Below are 25,712 nucleotides of genomic sequence, written 5' to 3' on the forward strand. Positions count from 1 at the left end.
CGTCACCTCGCGCGCGCAGCCGCAGATGCGGTCCGGACGGTGTCTCTATTCGCAATGTGTGTCGCCAACCATATCACAGCTGGGTGACGTGTGTGCCAAGAAATACGCACATTTGTTCTAGTATTTGAGTCCGGTTGGGGTACCATGATGTCAGACGACAAGAACACGCGTTTGCATTGGGGGTGCCATGTCAACGGGACCGGCGGATACGGGGAGCGTCTACCTCTGCATTGACCTCAAGTGCTTCTACGCCTCGGTGGAGTGCGCGGACAGGGGCCTTGACCCGTTTAGGACCAACCTGGTGGTGGCCGATTCCTGCCGCGGCAAGGGCACCATCTGCCTTGCCATCACGCCGGCCATGAAGGCCCTGGGCGTCCGCAACCGCTGCCGCGTGTTCGAGATACCAAAGTCGGTCGACTTCATAGAGTGCCGCCCCCACATGCGCAGGTACATGGAGGAGTCCGCAGAGATATACGGCATCTACCTCAGGTACTTCTCGCCCGAGGACATCCACGTCTACTCGGTGGACGAGTGCTTCATAGACGTCACCGGCTACCTCAGGCTCTACGGAGAGACGCCCGTCTCCATGGCAAAAAAGCTCATGGCCATCATCAGGCGGGAGCGGCACATCTGCGCCACGGCGGGGGTGGGCACCAACCTCTTCCTGGCCAAGGTGGCGCTGGACGTGCTGGCCAAGCACGAGCCAGACGGCATCGGCTGGCTTGACGAGGAGACCTTCAGGCGCCGCGTCTGGCACCATCGCCCCCTCACGGACATCTGGGGCATAGGGCCGGGCACGGCCCGCAGGCTGGAGCGCTACGGGGCCCTTGACCTGGCCGGCGTCACTCGCGTCAACGAGGAGCTTCTCTACGGGGCCTTTGGCGTCAACGCGGAGTACCTCATAGACCACGCCTGGGGGCGCGAGCCCTGCACCATGGCGGACATCCACGCGTTCCGACCACAGACCCACTCCATAAGCAATGGGCAGGTCCTCATGCAGGACTACCCCTCTGAGCAGGCGCGCATTGTGCTGAGGGAGATGGCGGACGCTTCGTGCCTGGACCTCGTGCAGAAGGACGTCGCCTGCACGGGGGTCGCGCTCTGGGTGGGGTACTCCTGCGCCGAGGAGGGGCCGGCGGGGGCCAGCGCCTCTCGCAGGCTGGGCGCCCCCACGGACTCGCGCACGGAGCTTTGCCAGCTGCTCCTTGCCCTGTGGGACGAGGTGGCAGACCCGACGCGCAACGTGAGGCGCCTTGGCGTGGCGCTCACGGGGCTGGTGCCGGCGGGGGTCTCCCAGCCCTCCCTCTTTGACGACGGGGCGGCTTTGGCCCGCGAGCACGAGCTTACGCGGGCGACAATCGCGGTCAAGGGGCGCTTTGGCAAGAACGCCCTGGTGAGGGGCACGAGCTTCAGGCCCGGCTCTACGGGAAGGGCAAGAAACGAGCAGGTTGGAGGTCACCTTGGGTAGCATGCCGTCGCATGGACGGGGGGACGGGCGCCCCGCGCCGCCGGCGGGGGCGGGCCCGCACCCGCCGCGGCCGCGCGCGCAGAGGGCTGCCCAGTTCATGCCCTTCTCGGCGCTCACGGGGCTTGAGGAGCTGCTGCGGGCCGCGGAGGCAAGGGCCGCCTGCCAGGACCCGGCGCCCTGGCCCGCCGACGAGGTGCTCGAGGAGGAGGTGAGGGGCGCATGAGCGGACGGCACTCGCTGGCGGGCACCAACGGCATACCGCTGGAGGCCGGGCGCACCTACCTGCGCGTGGTCTCCGAGTGCGCGGAGGACGGCCGCGTGCGGGTGGACGAGGTGCTCTGGCCGGACGGAAGGCGCTTTCCGGCGGCCTCCACCACCCACATCCGCACGCTGGGCCGCTGGGAGATGGGCAACGTGGTGGAGCAGTACGAGGTGGCCTTCAAGCGCTCGGGTCGCCGGGAGGTCCGCCGCACCATCTGGTGGGAGCGCGGGAGGTGGTTCACCTCGCGGTCGTGACGGCGTGCCATCGGGGACGCGCGTCGCGCAACCTGTCCCTAGTTTGCGCAAAAACGAACACGTCCCCAATCTGCGAGAAGAACGTGGTACCATCTTTGACCATAGGCGATGAAGGGGAGAGTACCCGGGATCGCGCGGTCAGAAGAGAGCGAGGCTGGTGGGATCTCGCGTCCGCGTCCCGGAGAAGATCACCCCCGAGCCGCGGCCCCAAAGCAAGGCGCACGCGCCCTGCAAGTAGGCGTCGCCGGAGTGGCCGCCGTCACAGGCCAGCCGAGTTACGCGGTAATTCCGCTCGCTGGGTGGTAACAAGCGAAGTGTGACGTGAGCGCTTCGTCCCAGCACGACGGGACGGGCGCTTTTTTGGTGCCCAGAAAGGGGTCACAGAGGTGGCAAACGAGTACAAGAAGACCACTAACCTGCCGCAGACGGGCTTCCCGATGCGCGCGAGCCTGGCTCAGAACGAGCCCAAGAGGCTCAAGGAGTGGTACGACAACGACGTCTACGCCCAGCTCCTCAAGAAGAACGAGGGCCACGACAAGTTCGTCCTGCACGACGGCCCCCCGTACGCCAACGGCCCCATCCACCTCGGCCACGCGCAGAACAAGATCTCCAAGGACATCATCAACCGCTTCTGGGCCATGCAGGGCTACCAGACGCCCTACGTGCCCGGCTGGGACTGCCACGGCCAGCCCATCGAGCACAAGGTCGAGCAGATGCTCGGCACCGAGAAGTTCAACCAGCTCCCCACCGAGAAGATTCGCGAGCTCTGCCGCAAGATGGCCGTCGAACAGGTCGACACCCAGCGCCAGGGCTTCAAGCGCCTGGGCGTCCTGGCCGAGTGGGACAACCCCTACCTGACCTACGTCAACGACTACGACGCCACCGACGTTGAGATCTTCAAGGCCATCTTCGACAATGGCGCCATCTACCGCGGCCGCAAGCCGGTGCACTGGTGCACCCACTGCCACACGGCCCTGGCCGAGGCGGAGATCGAGTACGGCGACGAGGTCAGCCCCTCCATCTACGTGCGCTTCGTCCTGACCAGCACTCCTGCGGGCCTGGAGAACTACGCCGGCAAGACCGACGTGGTCATCTGGACCACCACGCCCTGGACCATGCCGGCCGACACCGGCGTCATCCTGGGCCCGGACTTTGACTACGTCGCCGTGGTCCACGACGGCCGCGCCGAGATCATGGCCGACGCCCTGAAGGAGCGCGTCTGCGAGATCGCCGGCTGGGACTGCGAGGTGGCCCTGGGCGCCGACGGCCAGCCCTGGCACGCCACGGGCGCCGAGCTTGCCGAGAACACCTACGAGCAGCCCATCTTCCCCGAGTTCCAGGGCCGCTTCATCACCGCCGACTACGTGAGCCTGGACGACGGCACGGGCATCGTGCACACCGCCCCCGGCCACGGCGTGGACGACTACAACGCCGGCTGCAAGTGGGGCCTGGAGCTCGTCATGCCCGTCGACGACGACGGCCGCTTCTACGTGGGCGACACCATCGGCACCGGCGGCCCCTGGTCCGGCATGGACGTCAACGAGGCCAACCCCAAGATCATCGAGTGGCTCCGCGAGAAGGGCACGCTGGTGGCCCACGTGGACATCAACCACAGCTACCCGCACTGCTGGCGCTGCAAGGAGCCCGTCATCTTCCGCGCCACCAGCCAGTGGTTCGTCTCCATGGACAAGCCGCTCGCCGACGGCCAGAGCCTTCGCCAGAAGGCCACCGACGAGCTCTCCCGCGTCGACTTCTACCCGGCGCACGCGGTCAAGCGCATCGGCTCCATGGTCGAGGGCCGTCCGGACTGGTGCATCTCCCGCCAGCGCAACTGGGGCGTGCCCATCCCGGCCTACACCTGTCAGGACTGCGGCGAGACGGTGATGAACGACGACACCCTTGACGCCGTTATCAAGCTCTTCCGCGAGAAGGGCTCCGACGCCTGGTTCACCGACGAGCCGTCCAGCTACCTGGGCGACGCCTGCACCTGCCCCAAGTGCGGCGGCCACAACCTCAAGGCAAACAAGGACATCCTGGACGTCTGGTGGGACTCCGGCGTCTCCCACACCGCCGTCTGCAAGCACCGCGGCTACCTCAAGTTCCCGGCCGACATGTACCTCGAGGGCTCCGACCAGCACCGCGGCTGGTTCATGAGCTCACTCATGACGTCCGTGGCCGCCTACGGCGTGGCGCCGTACCGCTCCGTGGTCTCCCAGGGCTTCACCCTGGACGGTCAGGGCCGCAAGATGTCCAAGTCCCTGGGCAACGTCATCGACCCCAACGCCGAGTGCGACTCCCGCGGCGCCGACGTCATGCGCCTGTGGGTCTCCTCGGTGGACACCTCCACCGACGTCCCCTGCGACGACGCCATCCTCGGCCACGTGGGCGAGGCCTACCGCAAGATCCGCAACACCCTGCGCTTCCTGCTGGGAGAGATCGAGGGTCAGTTTGACCCGGCGACCGACGCCGTGGCCGTAGACGAGCTTCTGCCCTACGACCGTCTGACCCTGGCCCGCATGTGCGAGGTCCACTCCGTGGTGACCGAGGCCTACCGCGGCTACCGCTTCAACGTTGTCTACCGCAACCTCTACGACTACGTGACCGAGCTCTCCAACGGCTACCTCAACGCCACCAAGGACCGCGTCTACTGCGGCCAGAAGGACGGTATCGACCGCAGGAGCGCCCTCACCGTCTGGGCCCAGATCCTCTCCATGCTCGTGCACGACCTGCAGCCCATCCTGTGCTTCACCTGCGACGAGGTCATGGCCTTCCTGCCCGAGTCCATGCGCGACGGCCAGAAGTACGCCGCCCTGCTGGACTGGTACCAGGCTCCCTGGACGCCCGAGGAGTGCAAGGACGAGCTCGCCGCCTACGCCGAGCTCAGCGTCGCCCGCGACGCCTTCACCAAGGCCTTCGAGGAGGCCAAGGTCGCTGGCGCCGTGACCGAGAAGACCTCCCAGGGCGCCAAGGCCGCCCTGGTCCTGCCGCACGAGGCCTACGCGCTTCTCGCCGGCGAGAGCGCCGTGGACCTGTCCGAGGTCTTCGTGTGCTCCGAGGTCAGCGTCTCCGAGGGCGAGGAGCTCTCCTGCTCCGTCGCCCCCGCCGACGGCCAGAAGTGCCCGCGCTGCTGGAACTACCGCACGCTGGGTGCCGACGGTCTCTGCTGCCGCTGCCACGACGCCGTGGCCGACGCCAGCGCGGAGTAGGTCGGCTTGGCCGCCAAGAGGCTGCGCGAATCCGCGGCCGCGCGCCTTGCCCTTCTGGGCGGGGCCGCGGCCGCGGTCGTCGTGCTCGACCAGCTGAGCAAGGCATGGGTGCGCGCCGCGCTCGTGCCGGGCAAGCCCGTGACGCTCATCCCTCACGTCATGGACCTGTCGCTCGTCTACAACACCGGCGCGGCATTCTCCATGGGGGAGGGCAGGGGTGCGCTCTTCGTCCTCATCTGCGCCGTCATCTGCGTGGGCTGCTGCGTGCTCGCCTGGCGCGAGAGGGAGATGCCGCCCGCGCTTCTGGCCACGCTGGGCTGTGTCTGCGGCGGGGGCGTCGGCAACGCCATCGACCGCGTGGTGGCCGGCCGGGTGACCGACTTCTTTGCCACCACGTTCATGGACTTCGCCGTCTTCAACGTGGCCGATGTCTTCATCACCTGCGGCGTCATCCTGGCCTTCGTCCTCTGGTGCCGCTGGGACGCCAAGCGAGAGGGCGACGCCTCTTCCGACTAGCACCCGCCAGCCCAACGTACCTCTCGCCGCGGTTTGCCGGCATTTTCGGACGCTCACGCCATCGTGGGCGTCCGCTTTCACATGCAAACGGCGAGGCGCGTGGGAAAGGCTCGCGGAGCGGGCGGCGAGAAGGACGTGGCGCTAGAACGCGATGTCGGTCCAGGAGTCCAGCCAGAGGTCGGCCTCGTGGCGGAGGGCCTCGCGGGGCTGGCGGGGGTCGGCGCAGCGGACGGCGCAGGCCATCATGCCGCACCCGCGGGCGCTCCTCACGCCGGGGAGGATGTCCTCAAAGACCAAGCAGGCAGCGGGGTCAACGCCCAGTCGCCGGGCCGCCTCCAGGTAGACGTCCGGGTGGTCCTTGGTGGCGTGGGCAACCTCCTTGCCGCAGACCACGGCATCAAAGAGCTCGGCCACGTCAACGCGCGGCGCCATTGCGGAGAGCACGTACGGGTCGTTGGTCGTGGCCAGCGCAATCGGGACGCCGGCCCGCCTCAGCGCGGCCAGGTACTCCCGCGCACCGGGTCTGAGCTCCACGCGTGTCTCGTAGAGGGCATGCCCCAGGCGGTTCCACTCGTCGCAGATGTCGGCCGTCGGCTCGTCCAGCCCGTATGTCTGGCGAACCCACTCGGCGCCGGCCGCAAAGCCGAGGGTCGCCAGCGTCTGGTGCGCCAGGGCGTCGTACTCAATGCCGCGCTGGCCAAAGAAGATGCGGTCGACCTCCTCCCAGAGGCCCTCGGTCGCGGCCAGCGTGCCGTCAAAGTCAAAGATCGCGGCGCCAAACGCCGGTGGCCAGAGCGCCTCCGCACCGTTCCTCTGTGCATCAAACCCTGTATCAGTCGAGAAACCCATGGCCTCAGAGGCTCCTAGCGGTCGGGCGCGTCCTCGAGGGAGCGCAGGATGCCAAAGTAGACGTCGTCGCGAGACATGGTGCCCAGGTTGGACATGAAGTCCCCGGCCACGGGGAAGATCTCCTGGTCAAGGCTTGCGCGCAGGCCCTCGAAGAAGACCTCGCTCACGCGGTCCGTGGGCGCCAGGGGAACGTCCGCCTCCAGCAGCGTCGCCCGCGCCTCCTCGGCGGTGGGCTCGCCCTCGGGGTCAAGGGCGTGGCCCATGATTGCCATGACCTGCATGCCGGCCGCCCAGAGCGGCCCCGGCACGTACTCGCGGGCGCGCTGCAGGCACGCGCGGGCCACGCGCGGGCGGTCCCGCTCCCACTGCAGCTGCGCCATGCGGATGTAGCCCATGCCGATGGCCTCAGGGTCGTGCGCGTAGGCAAGCATGCGGCGGACGGTCGCAGTGGCGCCGTCGTTGTCACCCAGGGCGGAGAGGCAGTTGGAGAGCTGCAGCGCCGCCTCGGCGGAGAGGGGAGCCAGGTGAGCCGCGCCTGCGGCAAGGCCGCGGGCGCTCTCGGCGTTGCCCTGGATGAGCTCGGTCTGCGAGGCAATGAGCCGCGCCTGGTAGAGGGCGGCGGGGGCAAGGCGGGTCCTCGTGCCGGCGCCCGCCGTCAGGCGGTTGTAGAGCACGCGGTCGACGTAGCTGCCAAAGGCGCGCCAGGCCACATCGTCTCCGTCCGCGTAGGTGCCGGCGTCCTCGACGGGCGCCAGCGCGTCAAGGACCGCGCGGCCCGCGCCGGCCACGTCCTTTGCCATCATGCGGCTGGTGCCCAGCTCGACGGCGCGAGAGAGCGCGTCTCCGTGCGCAAGCTCCTCGGCCACGACAAGCGGGTCGTCGTCGGGCAGGGTCCCCTCGATGAGGCCCTCCATCACGCGGCGGCAGGCGGCGTCCATGGCCGGGTCCGCCCCGTCCGTCATGAGGGACATCAGGAGGCGCACGTTGCCCTCGGTGGAGTCCGTGATGCCGCGGGTGAGCTCGTCTGCGGCCCTGGTGCGCCAGCAGGCCTCGTCTATGCCCAGGTCCGCCACGCAGGAGGCCCCGAGCGCCCGGGCCGCCTCTGCGGGCAGCTCGCGGTCGGAGGTCTCGGGCGCGTCGTAGCGCGCGGGCGGGCAGAAGAGCTCGTCCTCAAGCGAGAAGCCCTGTCGCACGGGCAGCAGCGCCCCGTCGTCGAGCTCCATGGTGACGCCTGCCGCACGGAGCGCCTCCGCGGGGTCAAGACCCGGCCCAAGGTCAATGCCCTCCAGGTCAGAGCGGGTGAGGCGGCCCCAGTAGAGGCACTCGTGAGAGGTGGCGGTGTCAAGCGTGCCCGCAACCCAGACCTCGTTAAGCGCGGGCGCCCCCTCGAAGGCCCAGGCGGCCACCAGAAGACCCAGCCTGAGGTTGTAGTCGGACGCCATCTGGCGGCGCATCTGGCCCGTGGCGGCAACGACGCCCAGCTCGTCCACCCAGGCCTCGCCCGGCATGACGCGGGGCGGCACCAGCGCCAGCTCAAAGGCCGCGGCCCCGGCGGCCGCGTTGACACGGAAGTCGGCCTTCAGGCGGAAGGGCAGCTGGAAGGCCTCGATACCGTAGGCCAGCGCGCGACGGCACCCCCACTCGCCGCAGCCGTCGTCGGGCTCGGTGGCCGGCCCCAGGGTCCGGGCCTGCTCGGCGATGGAGCGACGCAGCAGGCGCTCGTCTCGGACGAGGTCCCTCTCGCCGGCGGCAGGGTTTGCGTCGGGCATGGCCTGGCTGAGCAGGGCCTCGTTGAGGGCGGCCTCGAGCGCCATGACGCGCAGCTTAGCCAGGTAGGGGAGCTCGCGGTCGGTCACGCGCAGGTAAACCAGTCCCGTCATGCGCGGCTGGATGACCCTCAAGCCGGGCAGCTCCACGTCGTCGTCAAAGAGCCCCGCCTCGCGCAGGCGCCGCGCCAGGTGGCGTTCCCGCCCGCAGGGGAGAAGCGCGTCCTGCCGTGAGGCGTCCCCGGCGGCCCGCCCCTCGACGTCCGTGACGAAGCCGCGCAGCCGGCCCAGTGGCTCCCTGCTGCCGAGCAGCTCCCTGACCAGGGCGGCCATGTCCAGCGCGCTCTCGCTCGGAGCGGCCTCGGTCTCGGCTTCGGCCGTGGCAGAGGCTCCCGCCGCGCCCTTCTCGCCGGCCTCGCGCGAAGCGGCGGCCGGCGCCACCTGCGCGTCCTCAGCCTCCGTGCCCTTCTCGGCCGCGGCCCTGCCCCTTCCGGCAAGCGCCGAGACGAGCCTGCCCAGGCCGGAAAGCGGCCCCTTGGCGGCACCCACGCTAGTCCTCCCTGGGCGCGGGCCTGCCCACGCCGTCGATGACGGTGTTCTTGTTGGCGATGCGGCGGATGAACAGGCCGCTTCTAAGCTTGGGCTCAAACCAGGTTGACTTGGGCGGCATCAGCAGACCGGCATCGGCCACGGCCATGAGCTCGTCCACCGAGGTGGCGTGGAGGCTGAAGGCCACGCCCGTCTTTCCGGCGCGGCGCTCGAGCTCGCCCAGCCCGGCCGCCCCGCCGACAAAGCTCACGCGCGGGTCTTCGCGCGGGTCGCCGATGCCCAGCACTGGTCCCAGCACGCGGTCCTGCAGGACGGAGGCGTCCAGGCGCGCCACAGGGTCCGCCGCGACGGCCTCCCCGTCAACGAAGCGCAGCTCGCGCCAGGCACCGAAGGCGTACATGCCAAAGGTCCCGCGCTCGCCTGGCTCCACGGGTTCCTCCCGCCTAGGCCCCACCTCAAAGCCCGTCGCCGCCACGGCCGCCACGAGCTCGTCCTCGCCCATGCCGGCGGCGTCCGCCACCACGCGCTCGTAGGGCAGCACGGTGAGCTGGCTTGCCGGAAAGAGAACGCACAGCAGGTAGTTGTAGGCCTCGCGGCCGGTGTGCTCGCGTCCCTCCTCGGTGCGCATCTCCTGGCAGACGCGGGCGGCCGAGGCGGCGCGGTGGTGGCCGTCGGCGATGTAGGCGCGCGGGATGTAGGCCAGCATCATCTGGAAGGCCTCGACGGCGGCCGGGCGGGCCACGCGCCAGACGGTCTGGCGGACGCCCTCGCCGTCTGTGAAGTCATAGAGGGGCTCCGCGCCCTTTGCGGCCTCCACCAGCGCCTCCAGCGCCGGGTTGTCGCGGTAGGCGAGGAAGATCGGACCCGTCTGGCAGCCTGTCGCGCGGATGTGGCGGACGCGGTCCGCCTCCTTGGCGCGGCGGGTGCTCTCGTGGCGGCGGATGACGCCGTTGTTGTAGTCGTCGAGCGAGCACGCGGCCACGATGCCCGTCTGCTCGCGGCCGTCCTGCTCCAGGCGGTAGAGGTAGTAGCAGGGGCGGCCGTCGCGCACCAGGGTGCCGTCGGCCACGCGCTCGTGCAGGAGCTCGGCCGCGTGTGCGTAGACGTCGTCCGCGTACATGTCGTGGTCAGGCGAGAAGCCCGTCTCGGGGCGGTCTATGGCCAAAAAGGAGCGGGGGTGCTCGCTCACGTAGGCGGCCGCCCCCTCGCGGTCAAAGACGTCGTAGGGCAGGGCGGCAAACTCCGCGGCGGACTCCGGCGCGGGGCGGTAGCAGGCAAAGGGCTCGGCGTGCACGGTACTCTCCTTTGGTAGGGTGACGCAGGGTGACTCTCCATGATACGACTCGGATGTTGCGGGGCAATGACGGCGAGCCGCGAGGCCGCGGGGCGCCTGGGCGGCACGTGTTACCATAGGCGCGAACCCCAACCAGAAAGGACTCCTCATGCCCCTCACCGGCGAGGACGTGGCCAACAAGGGCCTCGTCATCTTTGACTTCGACGGAACGCTCGTGGACTCCATGCCCGGCATCATCCGAACCGCGCGCTCCGTCATGCACCGGCACGGCTGGAGCGACGAGGCGCTGGGGGACATGCGCCGCATCGTGGGGCCGCCCTTCCCGGCCGCGTTCACCGAGGTCTACGGCGTGGACCCCGAGGAGGCCATGCGAATCACCGAGGAGTACCGCGCCGTCTACCAGAACCTCGGGCGCGACGGCTGGCCGCTCTTCGACGGCATGCGCGAGCTGCTGGGGGACCTGCGGGCCGCCGGCCGCAAGGTGGCCATCGCGTCCTCCAAGAGGCAGTTCCTGCTGGACCGCGGCATCGACACCAACGAGGTCCGCGACCTCTTCGACCTGCCGCTGGGCAAGGAGCGCGACAACGGCCAGACCAAGGCCATGATCATTGGCGACGTCCTGGGCCGCCTGGGCTTCTCGCCCGACCAGGCCGTCATGGTGGGGGACCGCCGCTTTGACGTTGAGGCCGCCCACGAGGCGGGTCTGCCCTGCGTGGGCGTGACCATGGGCCACACGTGCGAGCCGCAGGAGCTCGTTGACGCCGGGTGCTGCGCCCTGTGCGACACCGTGGACGACCTGCGGCGCGTTCTTCTCGGCTAGCCTTCCGCCCCGCGGGGCGGCCCCGTCTGCCGGACGGGGGCGCCTGGCAGGAATTGCCCGCCGCGCCAAGGGGTACAGTGAGACAAACGAGGGGCGCGCCCCGCGCCCGCCAAGAAGGGAGAAGAGCATGGCTGGAATTGACATCATGGGTGGCCTCAACAAGGCGTTCCTGGCAACCGTCGGCGCCGTGGCCATCACCGCCGAGAAGTCTCAGCAAGCCGTGGAGGACCTGGTCAAGAAGGGCGAGCTCACCGTCCAGCAGGGCAAGTCGCTCAACCAGGAGCTCTCGCGCAAGGCCAAGGAGGCCGCGCAGGAGACCACCGACACCGCGCTGCGCACCTTCCTGGAGGCCCTCTCCGACGAGGACCGCGCCGCCTACGCCGCCAAGGTCGCCCAGATGACGGCCGATATCGAGGCCGCCAAGGTGACTGTCGACGTCGAGGACGGCGTCGAGGAGGAGCCCGCCGCCCAGGCCGAGTCCGCTGAGGACGCCGCGGAGTAGAACGTGACCCAGGCGCAGGACAACGGCAGCAGGCAGGCCACGGGCCAGCACGTCGAGGAGCCCCCGCGCGGACAGTCCGCGCAGGAGCTCCTCGACGCCTGGTACGCGAGCGTCCAGGAGGAGCTCGACGGCGCCGACGCGGACGGCCAGACCATAGGCCTTCTCGGCGGCCGCAGCTCAGGGGCGCAGGGGCCTTCTCGCCGCTCCAAGCTGCGGCGCATTGGAGAGATGCTGGCCATCGTGAGGCGCTACGACATCTTCCACGGCCTCACGCCCAAGACGCTGCGCCGCATGCTGGAGGAGCTGGGCCCCACCTTTGTCAAGGCGGGCCAGATCCTCTCCATGCGGTCCGAGATTCTGCCGCCGAGCTTCACACGCGAGCTGGAGCGCCTGCGCACGGACGTGGAGCCCATGGACCGCGACACCGTGCTCGCCGCCCTGCGCGCCGAGTACGACCGGCCCATCGAGGACATCTTTGACGCCATTGACGACAACCCTCTGGGGTCTGCCTCGGTGGCCCAGGTGCACAAGGCGCGCCTGGTCACGGGCGAGCTCGTGGCCATCAAGGTCCAGCGCCCCCACGTGCAGGAGACCATGGCGCAGGACATCTCCATCATGAGGTCGCTGGCGCGCTATATGAGTCGCTTCATGGGGCAGAACCAGTTCCTTGACCTGCAGTCCGTGGTGGACGAGCTCTGGCAGTCCTTCCGCGAGGAGACGGACTTCCTCGTGGAGGCCAGAAACCTCGAGGAGTTCCGCCGCAACAACGCCGGCTGCGTCTACCTGGAGTGCCCCAAGCCCCACCCGGCCCTGTGCACCCGCCACGTGGTGGTCATGGACTACGTGGAGGGCATCGCCATAGACGACACTGCCGCCCTCACCGCGGCCGGCTACGACTGCGCTGAGATCGGCGAGAAGCTCGTGGACAACTTCGCCACCCAGATGCTAGACGACGGCTTCTTCCACGCGGACCCCCACCCCGGCAACATCGTGGTCAGCGGCGGCAAGATCGTCTACATGGACTTGGGCATCATGGGCAGGCTCTCCTCGCGCGACCGAGGCGCCCTCTCGGACATGATCGTCGCGGTTGCCGAGAAGGATTCCGCGCGCCTGGCGGACGGCCTCATGCGCTTCTCCATATCCGACAGCGCCGAGGTGGACCAGGCGCACCTGCTCTCCGACCTGGACGCCATTGTGGCGGACTTTGGCACGGCCAACCTGTCTGACCTGGACATCGGCGCCTTCGTGGGGTCTCTGGTCTCCATGGCGCAGAAGAACGGCATCGAGCTGCCGGGCACGGTGACCATGCTGGCTCGCGCCCTGGTGACCCTGGAGGGCGTGGTGGACAACCTCATGCCTGGCGCCTCCATGGTGGACATCATCAAGCGGCACCTGCGCGCCCATACCGACCCCGAGGAGCTTGCCAGCCGCGAGCTGCGGCGCCTTGCCAAGGAGACCCTTGCCGCCACCCACGGGCTTCTTGGCGCGGCGGGGGAGGCCCAGGTTGCCATGCGCATGCTCACCCGCGGCCAGCTGCGCGTCAACCTCGACCTTGCCGGCACCGAGGACCCGCTGGAGGACTTCTCCCGCACGGCCAACCGCCTGACCATGGGCATCATCGTGGCGGGCCTGTTCATAGGCTCGTCGGTGGTCTACTACGCCCGCATCCAGCCGGTCATCTTCGGCATCCCGGTCATCGGCTTTGTGGGCTACATCGCGGCGTTCTTCCTGGGCATCTGGATCGCCCGCGACATCATCCGCGACGCCCGGAGGCACCGCAGGTAGCACGCGCCGTGGGCGCGGCGTGCCGCGTTGTCCTTACCTTCCGCGACATCTATGTCGTCGCAATTGCGCATAGATGTCGCAAATCTTCAGCTCGTCATGAATCGAAAGTGACTATGGTCACGAATTCATACGAACCGCGACGAATTCAAACGAAAGCGCTAGAAACCGCTAGAATTCAGACGAAAAGAGCGACAAGGATAGAAATCCAACGTATTGATGGAGAATCTATCGCCAGTCGACATCAACAACCTCAGATTGGAGCGTCATGCGCAACCCATTCAAGCCAACTGCGGGAGCGGAGCCGCCTATCCTCATCGGGCGCGATGACGTCGTCCTTGCCTTTGAGGAGGGTCTCGACAATGGATGCGGCGCGCCGGGGCGTCTGATGCGAATCAGTGGCCCAAGAGGCTCTGGCAAGACGGTTCTGCTCAATGATTTGGGTGACCGTGCACGCGACGCAGGGTGGAAGGTCGTTGACGTCTCTGCGGGCTCAGACTTTCTATCCGACCTTTTCCACGAGCTTGCTCCCCAGCGGGAACTTTCAGGGGCAAAGGTCAGCCTCAACCTGCCGTTTGCCTCGGGGGAGGTCTCTCTTGTACAAGACGAGCCCAGTCTGCGTGACCTCATCCGCAAAGCAAGCGAGTCCTCTGCCGGCCTCTTGGTGACCGTTGACGAGGTGCAGGATGCCGAGCTTGGACAGATGCAGACGGTGGCCCATGCTGTTCAGCACCTCATCAGGGAGGGGAAGGACGTCGCCTTCGTCTTCGCCGGGCTGCCAATGGGCGTGGCGGACCTCATCAACGGCAAGGCAATGACATTCCTGAGGCGCGCCCTGAGCGAGGAGCTGGGAGCAATCAATATCCAAGAGGTTTCTCTCTCCCTCGGCGACAGTTTCAGAGGTACTGGAATGGACGTCTCAAAGGACATGCTGTCGGAGCTTGCCGAGGCGACTGGCGGATATCCCTACCTGATTCAGCTTGTCGGCTACTATGTGTGGCAACGAGCCCGCATTCACCATGACGACAACCCTGTCGTCACCAGCCAAGACGTCTCCGAAGGCGTCTCCATTGCAATGAGTCGCTTTCATGAGGCGGTCCACGAGCCAGCGATCAGCGGCCTCAGTTCCACAGCGGTTGATTATCTCCTTGCCATGGCTAGGGACCCTGGCCCCTCCTCGGCCAAGGACCTTGCGGCAAGGCTCGGGAGGTCTACGAAGTCGCTTTCTTCGGTCAGGAGGCAACTTATCCAGCGGCAGGTTATAGAACCCGTTCGCCGTGGTTATGTGGACTTTGCCATTCCCTTCATGAGGAAGTATCTGGTGGAGAACGAGGAAGAGATAAGAGAGCGGTTCTGACGAAAGCCCCGACCTTACCCTTTGCGACACCTATGACGCCTCTAGCGCCCATACGTGTCGCAAAGGGCAAGGTCGTCCTCGCCAATGCCCTTGGGCCGGCGTCTCTCGACTTGCCTTCTGCGAAAAGCTCAAGTCCCCAGATTTGCCATAATGGAACTCGCAATCACCAAGGGAGGGACCTCTTGCTCACAATCCACTACGGAGACATGGACGGCGTCGTCTACAACACGTCGACGTACTTCAACAACACATATTCGCCCGAGTGGCTTGAGGACCCGTTTGCCCAGAGAATCATCAAGTCCGTCGACAAGGGCGTGGTGATGGGGCCCAACGCCATACAGACCAAAGTTCTGGGCATCATTCCGCCCGAGAAGCTCTCCAGCGGCACCAAGACCCTCTTGCTCATGAACTTCGACCCCACACGGGTCTTCAACGCCACCAATTGCGGAGACAACTGCGCTTACTGGATCTTGCGCATCGCCGCCAAGAAGGACGTTACCATCAACCTCTACCACCTCATGGACTTTGGCGGCGGCAGGTTCACTGCCAAGGTTGCCAACACGGGACAGATCGTTCACACCATGGATGAGCTGGCCATCATTGGCGCCAACTGCCTGAGGGAGGACTGGGCATGAGAGGCGAGCACCTGGTCACCGTCAGAAACAACAAGGTGCAGATCAAGCTTCCCATTCGCCGCAATCTCACCATCCTGAAGGGGAGAAGCGCAACCGGAAAGTCCACGCTCATCGACCTCGTGGGCCAGTTCGACGAGCTTGGTCCAGACAGTGGAGTGGTCGTCAGCTGCGATGTGCCTTGCAAGGTCCTTTCCGGCAAAAACTGGCAGCGCGACCTTGAGCTCATCAGCGGAAGCATCGTCTTCATTGATGAGGACAACGCTTTCATGAGGTCGCGCGAGTTTGCGCATGCGGCCAAGAACAGCGACAACTACTACGTGCTCGTTGCACGTGAGGCCCTGCCTCAGCTGCCCTACAGCGTCGACGAGATTTACGAGCTCAGAAACACGGGCCGCTCATCGTCGAAGTACCCCGCCTACTCAAGGACCTACACCTCGGCGCACAAGGTCTATGGACCTCGTCAGTTTGACGGCGCGCGGCCAGATCTTGTGGTGGTCGAGGACAGCAACTCGGGCTTCGACTTCTTCTCAGCGCTTTGTCAGAAGAGTGGAGTTCCCTGCGTGAGTGCCAAGGGGAAGACTAACGTCTTCCGTACGGTTCGCGACGCTGGAGCAAACTCGATTCTGGTCATCGCCGACGGTGCGGCTTTTGGACCCGAGATCGAGACGGTCCTCGCGCTTGCTCGCTACAAGAGACTGCAGCTCTTTCTTCCTGAGTCCTTCGAGTGGCTGGTGCTGAGCTCCGGCCTCTTCAAGGACAAGAAGACGCAGGACATGCTTCTACATCCAGCGGATTTCATCGAAAGTGCCGACTTCTTCAGCTGGGAGCGCTTCTTTACCAGGCAGCTTGTGGAGCTGACCTCGGGAAGCTATCTTGCCTATGAGAAGTCCAGCCTCAATCCTGCCTATCTGGAGGCAAGGCAACGCGCAATCCTTGAGGCCTCACTGCCAAAGTTGGGACTCGAGTAGTTTTGATCGCTTGAATGCACTTGGACAGAGCGTAGCTCGTCAAAACTCGGCTACGTTTGTGTTTTGTTGCGTATGCTTCGGATAGAAGCCCAGATGGTACCTCTATCAACTGGGCAAATGCTGCCAATTTGCAGTCGATACTCAACGGTCTCGAATTAAGACGCAAACGTAGCTGAGTTATTGGCGGAGCATTACCTGGATGTGGCGAGGAGGCCAAGTTCGGCTGTCGGTTCGTTGCCTCCTTAATAAAAATGCCGGAGGATAAGCCCCCGGCGCTTGGAGGAAGCTTTCATCTGTGCCTCCTCTGGAATCCCCTATAACACGTTTGGCTGCTTCTTGTCACACCGGGAGGAACGCCGCATTCCTCCCGGTGTGTTTCTATCGTACTTAGGTTTGGGTGATATCGCCGTAAAAAACTAGGCGGAACCACTTTCGCAGCTCCGCCTTACAAAACCCGCAGGTTTTTCTGTCTGTGCCAATTATGCCGCATCAGAACCAACTGTGTGCCGGTGCCTTGCCTAATAGAAAAAGCGACTGAAGGCGCAGGCGCCCGCAGCCGCTAAAAGCCAGTCGGCTTTTCACAATGACATCATGCTAGTCCAGTCATAACCCAAGCGAGAAGCACCCTACCTCTCATGCTCCTTCAGCGCCTCGGTCTGCGTCAGCGTGGTGAGCTTTCTCTTGAGCGTGGCCACCTTGAGGTCCTGCGTGAACAGGCGGGCGAGAAGCACCAGGATGCCGCAGAAGAAGACGAAGTTGGAAGACGAGTCGAACCCAAAGATCCCGGTCACCCAGAACACCAGCTGCGGGAACGCCGCCACCACGATGAGCAGCACGGCAAGAAACACCCAGAAGATGGAGTCGATGATCTCCAGCGCAGACTTCCTTAGCTTGCGCACAACGAACAGCAGCGTGAATACCGCAACAAGAAGCAAGAAGATTCGCAAAGTGATGTTCACGCAGATCACCTGAACCACTGGACGAAGAGGATGGACATGCAAGTGCGCGCCATGTAGGAGATGGACTTCCAGGCGTTGAGGTAGCTCTCACCAGCCTGGCGCTCGCGCATCTGAACCTGCACCTCGGAGACCTTTGCGCCCTTGCGCAGAAGAAAAGCGACGGAATCCGGCTCGGGGCCAAAGTCAAAGCGAGAAACAAACTCTCCAACCATCTTGCGGTTGAAGAGCCTCATCCCGCTTGTGGGATCGTTGATGGTCTGTCCGCAAGTTAGCTTGATGATGGACGTAATGAGTCGGGACCCAATCATGCGCGCCGAGACGGGCTTCTCCTCGTCAACAAAGCGGGAGCCGATGACAATGTCGGCCCCATCGCGTTCCATGCGCTCAATCATCGGCGTGACATACTTGGGCATGTGCTGCCCGTCCGCGTCAAACTGAATGACAGCATCGTAACCATGCTCAAGCGCATAACGGCATCCAGTCTGGAATCCGCCCGTGAGCCCAAGGTTGACGGGGTGACTCACGTAGTTGAAGCCACGGCGTTTGCAGATTGCCTCAGTCTGGTCAGAGGAGCCGTCATTAACAACGAGGTAGTCGCATTCCGGCACGACGGACGTGAACTCGTCCACCGTAGCCTCAATGCACCCCTCTTCGTTGTATGCGGGGATTATTGCAAGTACCCTCAAGTTGGTTTCCGCCCTACTGCTCGGTAATTGGCACACCAGATAGTACCTGATTGGTGGTGTGGCTCTGGCACTGAGAGCTATTGTTCACTGTCAAAGCATGCATGGCATAAATCTCGGATGAGCGCTGTGATTGCGGGCTGAGGAGAACAATGGAAAAGCGCTGCTATCCTGCGTTCAGCTTAAGCAATCGCTTTGGGTTTTACCAGCCGAACTAATCTAAATAACAAAATGATTGAAACAACGATATAGCTGATAGATATGGAGTAGCTTGTCCCGTTCATTCCAAATTGGCTCACCAGTATATGGGTCGCTGGAAATGAGACGAGGCAGCCGATAAGGTTTCCAATAAAGCAACCGTTCATGTCCCGGAGAGATATCAATAAATCGCTCAGAAAGGCGACGAGCGCTGTCAGCATTGAGCAAAGAAGGCCCGCGTAAATAAGATTACCGTTGGCGGCGATGGTTGGGCCGAAGATAAAGCCCAGAAGCTGGTCTCCAACCATTACAAACCCCACTGCACATACTGCGAAAATGACTACAAGCGCGAAAAGCGTCTTCATCAGGAGCGATATAAAGTCACTCGTTCTTCCTGTATCGTAGCTCTCGGCAAAAATACCCAGAAGAGGTGCATATACATAGTTGGCACATGCTTGGATAATCACTATGGGTGTGCAAACAGTCGCATAGATTCCAAGAGCTGAGCTTCCGCAGGCTTCTCCCAGGTATTGTCTTGCGTAAGTTACTACCACGGAGCATAAAGACATTCCGATAACTGCGGGAAGACAGGTCAGGAGAAGACGCTTCGATTTCTCCAAGGTGATTGACGGCCTGATGTCCGAGAGCCCTCTTGTTTTCGTGATGTCATAAATTATTGCGAGGTACGTGCTAAGAACCATTCCGGAGATTGCAACGTTCAAGCTATTGAAAAAGGCTAGGCCTATCGTAAAAGAGACGAGAAATAGCGTTGCCCTGATAAGCATCGATTTGCCGCAATAATCCATCCTAAAGTGCTGTTGGTCCACTCCGTGCAGCACGTCGACAAATGTGTCACCAGCCCTGAATAACAGATAGAGGAGTATCGGAACGAGCATTTCTAGTGAGCAAGATATCAATGCGTAGACAATGGTGATTAAAAAGCCCACCGCTATCGTTTCTAGGCGAAAACCCACGTACTCTCTCGAGGAGTACTCTTCGTGGATATCTGAGACCTGATATGACCTTATTCGATACAGACCAATTTGAGAAAAGATATTTGATACTGACATGGCGATTGACAGAATACCTGCCGCATCGAATCCCGAAGAAAGTCGAGCCACTAATACGGTAATCAGCCACTGGCATGTTGAGTAATAGAGGGAACCGACGGAGTTCCAAAGCATGTTTGATTTAAGCGACTTGCTTTCCAAGTGCAGTCAGCCCTTTCAATGGGTTGTTGTCCCTTTTTCATACGAGTCTACTTGGGTTTGAAACAAATTGAGGGTTGTTTTCTAGAAAGGTGATGCATCTGCAAGCCCCTTATACATGGCAAAACTGCAAAGCTATATCCTTGCTCATGCGTAACGTTTACGGAGGGATTAAAGATGCTTAACTTTACGGTTGGTCCTGTGATGAGTTTTGAAGATACTCTTCGTATTTCTTCGGAGAACTCGCCCTACTTTCGTACACAGGATTTCTCAGACGTTGTTTTGGGCTGTGAATCACGCATGCTAGCGCTTCTCAACGCCCCGGCTGGATCGCGGTGCGTTTTTTTGACTGCCTCCGGAACCGGTGCTATGGAGGCAACTGTTATGGGTGTTCTCAAGCCGCGCGAACACGTTGCCGTTGTTAATGGAGGTAGCTTCGGACAGCGCTTTGTGGATTTGTGCCGGCTTCATGGCCATGAAGTTAATGAAATTGCACTTGCGTTTGGTACTCAGATAACTCTCGACAGGCTTGAGTCATGCGTGGGTGCTGAATGTGGGGCTCTTCTCGTTAATATGCACGAGACCTCTTCGGGGTTGCTGTATGACATGGATTTAATCTCCTCGTTCTGTAGAGAGAGAGGCATTCTGCTGATTGTCGATGCGGTCAGCGCTTTTATTGCTGATGAGCTGGATATGAGCCGGCTCTCCGCTGATGTTGTTCTGACGGGGTCCCAGAAAGCACTTGCTTGCCACCCTGGCATCTCCATCATTGCGCTTTCCCCAAAGGCGCAGAACCGAGTTCGTTCGATTCCTGAGCGTTGCAAGTATCTGAGCCTTAAAGAGGCCCTGTCAAACGGCGAGCGAGGTCAGACTCCATGGACTCCTGCGGTTACGACCATTCTCGAAATCGCTGACAGACTGAAGAACATTGAGAGAACGGGAATTGAGGGTGAACGCAATCGTATCTCGGAGCGTGCCAAAGCCGTTCGCCTTGCTTTGGCTGAGACATCTTTGCGGATGGTCCCGCAACATCCTTCCAATGCCGTAAGTGCTTTCTATTGTCCTTCCCACAATGCAAAGGCAGTGATTGACAAGGCCAGAGAGTCCTACGGGATTTGGCTATGTCCGAATGGCGGAGCTTACGCGAACGATGTATTTAGGATTGGACACATCGGAAACATCAGTGATGAGAACAACAGGTATCTGACGAAGGTCCTAATCTCTATGATGGAAGATGGGCTGTACTAGGACTTAATATGAAAAAAGTAATCACCTACGGTACCTTTGACCTAATTCATCGTGGGCACATCAGGCTTCTTGAGCGAGCAAAGGAACTTGGTGACTATCTCATTGTTGGTGTGACGGCTGATGGTTTTGACCAAGCACGGGGCAAAATCAACGTGAGTCAATCCGTAAATGAGCGAATCGAGGGCGTTAGAGCGACTGGCCTTGCTGATGAGATTATCGTCGAGGAGTACGAGGGTCAGAAAATCGATGACATCCGACGTCTCGGAATTGACGTTTTCACCGTGGGGTCCGATTGGCAAGGTCATTTCGACTATTTGTCTGAGTACTGCGATGTTGTCTATCTAGATCGAACTCAAGGAATCTCTTCGACTGAGATCAGGTCTGATAGAAAACCTATTGCGATTGGATTTGTCGGTGCGGCTCAAGAAACGGTTAAGCATCCTGCGGAAGTCAAATATGTCAACGGAATGAGCGTGAGCGGTCTCTTTGACCCCTATGCTGCCTCCAACGGATTCAAGACAGGCTACTCGAGCTATCAGGAACTGCTTGCAAAATCGGATGCGGTATTTGTCCTCTCTAAAGCTGCTGACCACTACGGACATGTTAAAGCAGCTCTTGAACAAGGCAAGCATGTAATCTGTGAGTCTCCGCTTGCCTTGCTGCCTCACGATGTGGAAGAGCTCTTCTGCCTCGCCGACTCCAAAGGTCTTGTTTTGATGGAGGGGATAAAGACCGCCTACTCTACGGCTTACCATCGTCTCGCTCTGCTGGTTCAGAGTGGAACGATAGGTCGAGTTGCTTCGGTGCAGTCGACTTGCACTAGCTTGGCTGACCTTAGTCATGGCGCTTTATCTGTGAATTCAAAGCTACCTTCAGCTGACACGTGGCTTCCAACTGCGCTACTACCCATTCTTCAATTTCTTGGATGCGACTATCGCGACAAATTGATGGTTCGTTCTGATCTTTCTGGTCACAAGGACTTTGATGTTTTTGGGAAAGTTGACTTGGTTTATGAAGAGGCGGTTGGGTCGGCCGTAATTGGCAAAGCCGTTAAGTCGGAAGGATCGCTTTGCATTGCAGGGACCGACGGTTACATCTGGGTTCCGTCGCCATGGTGGAAGACTGACTATTTTGAGGTGAGGCGAGAGAACCCATCTGAAAATAGAAGATACTTTTACCAATTAGAGGGCGAAGGAATCAGGAATGAACTTGCCTCTTTTGCTCGTTCGATTCAGACCGGTCATAACCTGCCCTTGGTAGACAGAAGCGTCTCGATTGCGTTGTCGAGACTCGTCGGTGAATTCAAAGCCGGAACTGGCACATATCGATTAAAAGACATCGATGTGCCTCAGCATCGTTGATTTCGAGAAAGCTGTTCTAGGAGGAAGAATGAAAAGGCTGCTCATCCTTGGCGGTCCCGTGTTTCAGAAGCGAGTTGTTGAGAAGGCGCACGAGATGGGTCTCTACGTTGGTCTCATGGATATTAACGACGATGCTCCTGCAGCAGAATTAGCTGACGAGTTTTTTGTGGGCAGTATTCTGGATAAAGCCGCGGCGCTTGAAGTTGCACATGAGTTTAAGCCCGATGCAATTATGAGTGGCGCTTGTGACACCTCAGTGAGGACTGTAGCTTGGCTTTGCGCAAAGCTGGGTTTGCCGGGTAACAGCGAGGAATGCGCTTATCGGGCTACAGATAAGGTTGCGATGCTCGAGGCGTTCGCCCATAGCGGAGTTTCGCACCCTGCGTTTGAAGTTGTTCCGAAAAATTCCTTGGAGGGTTATGACACCTCGCTTGAATATCCCGTCATCGTGAAGCCTACGGATAGCGCGGGCGGGAGAGGCATCAACCTTGTTGAATCTGAAGACAAACTTATTCCGGCATTACTCTCCAGCTCAAGAGCCGGCAGGTCTGGTGATATTCTTGTTGAGGAATGCATGCATGGCCCTGAGGTCAGTGTCGAAGTTCTGGTCGTTGATGGAGCCCCACATGTTCTTCAGATTACGGACAAAATTACATCAGGTGCTCCTCACTTTTATGAAGTGGGACACGTGCAGCCGTCTTCGTTGCCATCTGCATCTAAAGAGGCAATCGCCAGCCTTGCTTCTCGGGCGGTCTTGTCTGTAGGTGTAGACAATGGGCCTGCTCATGTCGAAATCATGCTTACCGCTGATGGTCCAAAGATGGTCGAGCTCGGTGCGAGGCTGGGCGGAGACTGTATTACTAGCTACTTGATTGACGGATCGATTACGGGGATAGACATGACCAAGGCGGCGATTAAGCTTGCACTTGGAGAGAGGCTCCAGTCTCTTAGCTATTCGAACAGTGGACGTTTTTTTGCCGTAAAGTTTATTCCTTCCTCTAAGGGAACCATTAAAAGTATTGATGGCATTGATGAGGCGAGAAAAACCGCTGGCGTGATTCATGTAGAGTCCACCGGAGTCGCTGGGAAGGATTATAAAGCTGCCGTTGACGATTCTTCGAGGTTTGCGTTTGTGGTTGCTTCGGGCGACAACAGAGACGATGCGCTCAGCTGCTGCGACGGGGCCATCGAGAAGATTTCGATCGACGTTAGGTAGCCATCTTTCAAATTACATGATGGGATGCTGAAATGGATAGTTCAACTGCCCTAAAGAAACTGCAGAAGGCAGAACTAGATATCGTTTTGATGCTTAATGAGTTTTGCGCAAAGCACTCTATCTGCTGGGCGTTGGATTCGGGCTCGGCATTAGGTGCTGCTCGCCACGGAGGTTTTATTCCGTGGGATGACGACATAGACATCTCTATGCCAAGAGATCATTATGAGAAATTTTCCGCCTTGGCTGGTGAATACTTGCCTGACGGGTATGTATTCAAGCGTTTTGATAACTCTGATGCGATTGCTGGCTTTTTCGGTAAGGTTTATAAACAGGGAACTAAGTTCGAAACTGCAGAGACGCGGAGCGCAGGGTGCGAGCAGGGGATATTTGTTGACATTATTCCCTTTGATGCGATTTCCAATGACCCCAAGGAACAGAAAAGACAGCTTCTAAATGCCGCTAAATGGCAGAAACTGTCCTATCTCTATCACTCTTCGACCATTAATGTCCCGCATGGAGGCGCTCTTGGCTCTTTTGAAAAATTCGTGGCGGCACTTGCGCATGGTTTAATCAAAACAGTAATTTCAGATCGTGTGCAACTTGAGCGGAATTTCAACAAATCAATTTTAAAATCAAGTCCATGTGCGGGTGATTTGCTAACGAATATGACCTACTATCCAAACGGGCTTGTTCCGTATGAGCATATGTATCCCGCTCGCTTCGTTAAGTTCGAGGGTGTAAATCTGCCTGCTCCACGAGACCTGGATGCCTATCTGACAATCATGTATGGTGACTGGCACAAGATTCCCGCTCCCAAAGATCGCCACACCCACTTGCCTCTGCTGCTTGATTTTGGCGACGGAGAAGTATGGATGGCTGAGGAATAGCATGGCAAAGAACCTTGCTATATTTTCTGCTCAATTCCCTCCTCACATGGGTGGAATCGAGAACTTTACCCGGAATCTCGCGCGTGCCTTGGCAAATCGGGGCAACGCTGTGACGGTCGTAACCAATGATACCAATTCCATTGGAATCGGTTGGGACCGCGAGGATAACTTTGATGTGCTTCGCCTGCCCTGCGTTCCTTTGGTGGATGGCAGGCTACCGCTCCCTAAGCCCTCTGCGGTGAGAAGGGAGCTTCTGAAGGAGCTCGATGCCCGCGAGTTCGATGGAGTGCTTGTCAATGCGCGGTTCTATCCGCATTCGCTCCTGGGCATGAAGACTGCCCGCGCCAAGGGCCTAGCTCCGTTGGTGCTGGACCACGGCTCGGCATACCTCTCCTTCAGCAATCCGGTGCTTGATCCCTGCGTGCGGGTGTATGAGCACGTTATGACGACGCTGGGTAAGCGATATAAGCCGAGATACTTCGGCATTTCTCACAAGAGCGTCGAATGGCTTCGTACGTTTGGGATAGAGGCTGAAGGAGTCATATCAAATTCAATTGATGCCGCCGAGTTCCGCGAGTGCGCCTCCAAGCGAGACTTTCGTACAGAACTTGAGCTCGATGAGGACGACTTTCTCGTGGCGTTTGTCGGGCGTTTTATCCCCGAGAAGGGTCTTTCCGCCATTATTGAGGCCTCTCGAACTAGCGAGCTCTCCAATCGCCACGTGGTGTTTGCCCTGGCGGGTGATGGCCCGCTGGCCGATGAGGTTAAGGCGGCAGAAGGCCCCAACCTGTGCTGGATGGGTCGCTTGGGCAAAGATGACGTCTCTGCCCTCTTGCAGCAATCCGATGCTCTCTGTCTTCCTTCGAGGTCTGAGGGCTTCTCTACGACTCTGCTTGAGGCGGGAGCTTGCGGATGCCCGGCCGTTGTCACGGATATAGGCGGAGCGCGTGAGCTGATTCCAGACGAACATTACGGGACAATCATCCAGTCGAGAGAAGCTGCTGCAGTAATTAGCGCACTTGCTTTCGTTGTGGACAATCGCTCCGTTCTTCTCGAGCAGTCTCAAAACTGCCGTAGACAGGTTGATGGAAAGTTTTCTTGGGATAAAAGTGCTTTGCAAGTTGAGGAATATCTGACTAAGTAATGGGCAAAGCCGTCTTCAGTTGGAGGGATTTTAAACTCTTTGATATCGATAAAAAAGCATGCTGGCAAGACTCTCTATCCGCTTGCTATCTTAGTCGCAATAGGGATTGCGGTTCTAGGCTTTTTTGTATCAAAAAATGCATCTAATCTGTTGGGCCTTTATCTGGTTTTGATGCCTTTGGCTCTTGTTGAGCTGTTTTACTGCATAAACACGTTTTTTCTTACTCCAAAAGAGTCTAGCTTTGGGAAAACGGATTGGAGGCTTTTTGCAAAGCTGCTGCTTGTGGTGTTTTGTGACCCCCTCTGATTTGAAGAGAATTTTATAAACCTCGGAGCGCGGATAGTCCTATTCTTGGTTACTATCAAGGATGCTTACCTTGGTTATCGTTTCGATTGAACTTGGCTGCCCGCACGTCCGAAATGGCGTCCTCGCTTGTCGAGCTCGCTTTTCTTGAATTGCTAGGGGATTACTCATGAGACGACCCGTGGCTGGTTTTGTAGCCTTCGCACTCACACTGTGCCTTACTCCCACTGCGCTATATGCTGACCAGCTTCAGCCGTCTGCGGAGGGGGCGGTGGAT

General features: G+C 60.8%; 22 protein-coding genes. 16 read left to right on the forward strand and 6 right to left on the reverse strand.

The features are described from left to right. Positions 1-187: 187 nt before the first annotated feature. The 5 genes from DXV50_RS02715 (at position 188) to lspA (ending at position 5,706) form a co-directional block, all read left to right on the forward strand. A complete protein-coding gene (locus DXV50_RS02715; RefSeq protein WP_117204675.1) occupies positions 188-1,468 on the forward strand; it encodes a Y-family DNA polymerase in 1,281 nt (426 codons plus the stop codon). After that, positions 1,461-1,691: a hypothetical protein gene (locus DXV50_RS02720; RefSeq protein ID WP_147556668.1), complete on the forward strand. Its 231-nt coding sequence runs from the start codon at positions 1,461-1,463 to the stop codon at positions 1,689-1,691. Before DXV50_RS02715 ends, DXV50_RS02720 begins: the two co-directional genes overlap by 8 nt. Further along, on the forward strand, positions 1,688-1,984 hold the full coding sequence (locus DXV50_RS02725; protein WP_117204677.1) for a hypothetical protein: 297 nt from the start codon (positions 1,688-1,690) through the stop codon (positions 1,982-1,984). Before DXV50_RS02720 ends, DXV50_RS02725 begins: the two co-directional genes overlap by 4 nt. Positions 1,985-2,370: 386 nt before the next feature. Next, positions 2,371-5,190: an isoleucine--tRNA ligase gene (ileS, locus tag DXV50_RS02730; protein ID WP_117204678.1), complete on the forward strand. Its 2,820-nt coding sequence runs from the start codon at positions 2,371-2,373 to the stop codon at positions 5,188-5,190. A 6-nt stretch (positions 5,191-5,196) separates the two neighbouring features. Further along, positions 5,197-5,706, forward strand: coding sequence for a signal peptidase II (gene lspA, locus DXV50_RS02735; RefSeq protein ID WP_117204679.1), 510 nt, complete (start codon positions 5,197-5,199; stop codon positions 5,704-5,706). Between the two features lie 141 nt (positions 5,707-5,847). On the opposite strand, the gene DXV50_RS02740 is transcribed toward lspA, so the two are convergent. Genes DXV50_RS02740 through DXV50_RS02750 form a run of 3 tightly spaced genes read right to left on the reverse strand, consistent with a single transcriptional unit; the run spans position 5,848 to position 10,164 of the window. Next, positions 5,848-6,555, reverse strand: a complete 708-nt coding sequence (locus DXV50_RS02740) for an HAD family hydrolase (protein ID WP_117204680.1) — start codon at positions 6,553-6,555, stop codon at positions 5,848-5,850. A 14-nt stretch (positions 6,556-6,569) separates the two neighbouring features. Further along, positions 6,570-8,870, reverse strand: coding sequence for a tetratricopeptide repeat protein (locus DXV50_RS02745; RefSeq protein WP_117204681.1), 2,301 nt, complete (start codon positions 8,868-8,870; stop codon positions 6,570-6,572). Position 8,871: 1 nt separating this feature from the next. Next, the gene (locus DXV50_RS02750) at positions 8,872-10,164 is read right to left on the reverse strand and encodes a DUF1015 domain-containing protein (protein ID WP_117204682.1); all 1,293 of its coding nucleotides are present in this window, start codon (positions 10,162-10,164) and stop codon (positions 8,872-8,874) included. A 148-nt stretch (positions 10,165-10,312) separates the two neighbouring features. On the opposite strand from DXV50_RS02750, the gene DXV50_RS02755 reads away from it, so the two are divergent. From DXV50_RS02755 to DXV50_RS02780, 6 genes are all read left to right on the forward strand, one after another. Next, the gene (locus DXV50_RS02755; RefSeq protein ID WP_117204683.1) at positions 10,313-10,984 is read left to right on the forward strand and encodes an HAD family hydrolase; all 672 of its coding nucleotides are present in this window, start codon (positions 10,313-10,315) and stop codon (positions 10,982-10,984) included. A gap of 127 nt (positions 10,985-11,111) precedes the next feature. Then, complete coding sequence (locus DXV50_RS02760) at positions 11,112-11,486, forward strand: hypothetical protein (RefSeq protein WP_117204684.1); 375 nt, start codon at positions 11,112-11,114, stop codon at positions 11,484-11,486. A gap of 3 nt (positions 11,487-11,489) precedes the next feature. Beyond that, the gene (locus DXV50_RS02765; protein WP_117204685.1) at positions 11,490-13,271 is read left to right on the forward strand and encodes an ABC1 kinase family protein; all 1,782 of its coding nucleotides are present in this window, start codon (positions 11,490-11,492) and stop codon (positions 13,269-13,271) included. Positions 13,272-13,536: 265 nt separating this feature from the next. Continuing rightward, entirely contained in the window at positions 13,537-14,625 is a 1,089-nt protein-coding gene (locus DXV50_RS02770; protein ID WP_117204686.1) for an AAA family ATPase, read from the forward strand. A gap of 182 nt (positions 14,626-14,807) precedes the next feature. Next, positions 14,808-15,260 (forward strand): DUF4869 domain-containing protein, encoded by a 453-nt coding sequence (locus DXV50_RS02775; RefSeq protein ID WP_117204687.1) that lies wholly within the window; start codon positions 14,808-14,810, stop codon positions 15,258-15,260. Beyond that, the gene (locus DXV50_RS02780; protein WP_117204688.1) at positions 15,257-16,228 is read left to right on the forward strand and encodes a translation initiation factor 2; all 972 of its coding nucleotides are present in this window, start codon (positions 15,257-15,259) and stop codon (positions 16,226-16,228) included. The genes DXV50_RS02775 and DXV50_RS02780 overlap by 4 nt, the downstream gene beginning before the upstream one ends. A gap of 626 nt (positions 16,229-16,854) precedes the next feature. Here the strand turns inward: DXV50_RS02780 and DXV50_RS02785 are convergent. From DXV50_RS02785 to DXV50_RS02795, 3 genes are all read right to left on the reverse strand, one after another. Next, positions 16,855-17,187 carry a DUF2304 domain-containing protein gene (locus DXV50_RS02785; RefSeq protein WP_198666392.1) on the reverse strand — a complete coding sequence of 111 codons (333 nt, stop codon included), beginning with the start codon at positions 17,185-17,187 and terminating at the stop codon, positions 16,855-16,857. Between the two features lie 5 nt (positions 17,188-17,192). Further along, the gene (locus DXV50_RS02790; protein ID WP_269801597.1) at positions 17,193-17,909 is read right to left on the reverse strand and encodes a glycosyltransferase family 2 protein; all 717 of its coding nucleotides are present in this window, start codon (positions 17,907-17,909) and stop codon (positions 17,193-17,195) included. A 143-nt stretch (positions 17,910-18,052) separates the two neighbouring features. Then, positions 18,053-19,279 carry a lipopolysaccharide biosynthesis protein gene (locus DXV50_RS02795; RefSeq protein WP_117204691.1) on the reverse strand — a complete coding sequence of 409 codons (1,227 nt, stop codon included), beginning with the start codon at positions 19,277-19,279 and terminating at the stop codon, positions 18,053-18,055. A gap of 174 nt (positions 19,280-19,453) precedes the next feature. On the opposite strand from DXV50_RS02795, the gene DXV50_RS02800 reads away from it, so the two are divergent. Genes DXV50_RS02800 through DXV50_RS02820 form a run of 5 tightly spaced genes read left to right on the forward strand, consistent with a single transcriptional unit; the run spans position 19,454 to position 25,132 of the window. Beyond that, positions 19,454-20,524, forward strand: a complete 1,071-nt coding sequence (locus DXV50_RS02800; protein ID WP_117204692.1) for a pyridoxal-phosphate-dependent aminotransferase family protein — start codon at positions 19,454-19,456, stop codon at positions 20,522-20,524. Positions 20,525-20,532: 8 nt separating this feature from the next. Beyond that, positions 20,533-21,885 (forward strand): Gfo/Idh/MocA family oxidoreductase, encoded by a 1,353-nt coding sequence (locus tag DXV50_RS02805; RefSeq protein WP_117204693.1) that lies wholly within the window; start codon positions 20,533-20,535, stop codon positions 21,883-21,885. A gap of 28 nt (positions 21,886-21,913) precedes the next feature. Next, positions 21,914-23,101, forward strand: a complete 1,188-nt coding sequence (locus DXV50_RS02810; RefSeq protein WP_232817429.1) for an ATP-grasp domain-containing protein — start codon at positions 21,914-21,916, stop codon at positions 23,099-23,101. A gap of 32 nt (positions 23,102-23,133) precedes the next feature. Further along, the gene (locus DXV50_RS02815) at positions 23,134-23,988 is read left to right on the forward strand and encodes a LicD family protein (protein ID WP_117204695.1); all 855 of its coding nucleotides are present in this window, start codon (positions 23,134-23,136) and stop codon (positions 23,986-23,988) included. Position 23,989: 1 nt separating this feature from the next. Further along, positions 23,990-25,132 carry a glycosyltransferase family 4 protein gene (locus tag DXV50_RS02820; RefSeq protein ID WP_198666393.1) on the forward strand — a complete coding sequence of 381 codons (1,143 nt, stop codon included), beginning with the start codon at positions 23,990-23,992 and terminating at the stop codon, positions 25,130-25,132. Positions 25,133-25,712: the final 580 nt, after the last annotated feature.

Source organism: Paratractidigestivibacter faecalis, assembly GCF_003416765.1.
Taxonomy (GTDB): domain Bacteria; phylum Actinomycetota; class Coriobacteriia; order Coriobacteriales; family Atopobiaceae; genus Paratractidigestivibacter; species Paratractidigestivibacter faecalis.

Coding starts and splice junctions, on each gene's coding strand:
- DXV50_RS02810 (WP_232817429.1), top strand. CDS start 21,914: ATGAAAAGGCTGCTCATCCTTGGCGGTCCCGTGTTTCAGAAGCGAGTT.
- DXV50_RS02815 (WP_117204695.1), top strand. CDS start 23,134: ATGGATAGTTCAACTGCCCTAAAGAAACTGCAGAAGGCAGAACTAGAT.
- DXV50_RS02805 (WP_117204693.1), top strand. CDS start 20,533: ATGAAAAAAGTAATCACCTACGGTACCTTTGACCTAATTCATCGTGGG.
- DXV50_RS02760 (WP_117204684.1), top strand. CDS start 11,112: ATGGCTGGAATTGACATCATGGGTGGCCTCAACAAGGCGTTCCTGGCA.
- DXV50_RS02715 (WP_117204675.1), top strand. CDS start 188: ATGTCAACGGGACCGGCGGATACGGGGAGCGTCTACCTCTGCATTGAC.
- DXV50_RS02770 (WP_117204686.1), top strand. CDS start 13,537: ATGCGCAACCCATTCAAGCCAACTGCGGGAGCGGAGCCGCCTATCCTC.
- DXV50_RS02740 (WP_117204680.1), bottom strand. CDS start 6,555: ATGGGTTTCTCGACTGATACAGGGTTTGATGCACAGAGGAACGGTGCG.
- DXV50_RS02725 (WP_117204677.1), top strand. CDS start 1,688: ATGAGCGGACGGCACTCGCTGGCGGGCACCAACGGCATACCGCTGGAG.
- DXV50_RS02800 (WP_117204692.1), top strand. CDS start 19,454: ATGCTTAACTTTACGGTTGGTCCTGTGATGAGTTTTGAAGATACTCTT.
- DXV50_RS02755 (WP_117204683.1), top strand. CDS start 10,313: ATGCCCCTCACCGGCGAGGACGTGGCCAACAAGGGCCTCGTCATCTTT.
- DXV50_RS02780 (WP_117204688.1), top strand. CDS start 15,257: ATGAGAGGCGAGCACCTGGTCACCGTCAGAAACAACAAGGTGCAGATC.
- DXV50_RS02820 (WP_198666393.1), top strand. CDS start 23,990: ATGGCAAAGAACCTTGCTATATTTTCTGCTCAATTCCCTCCTCACATG.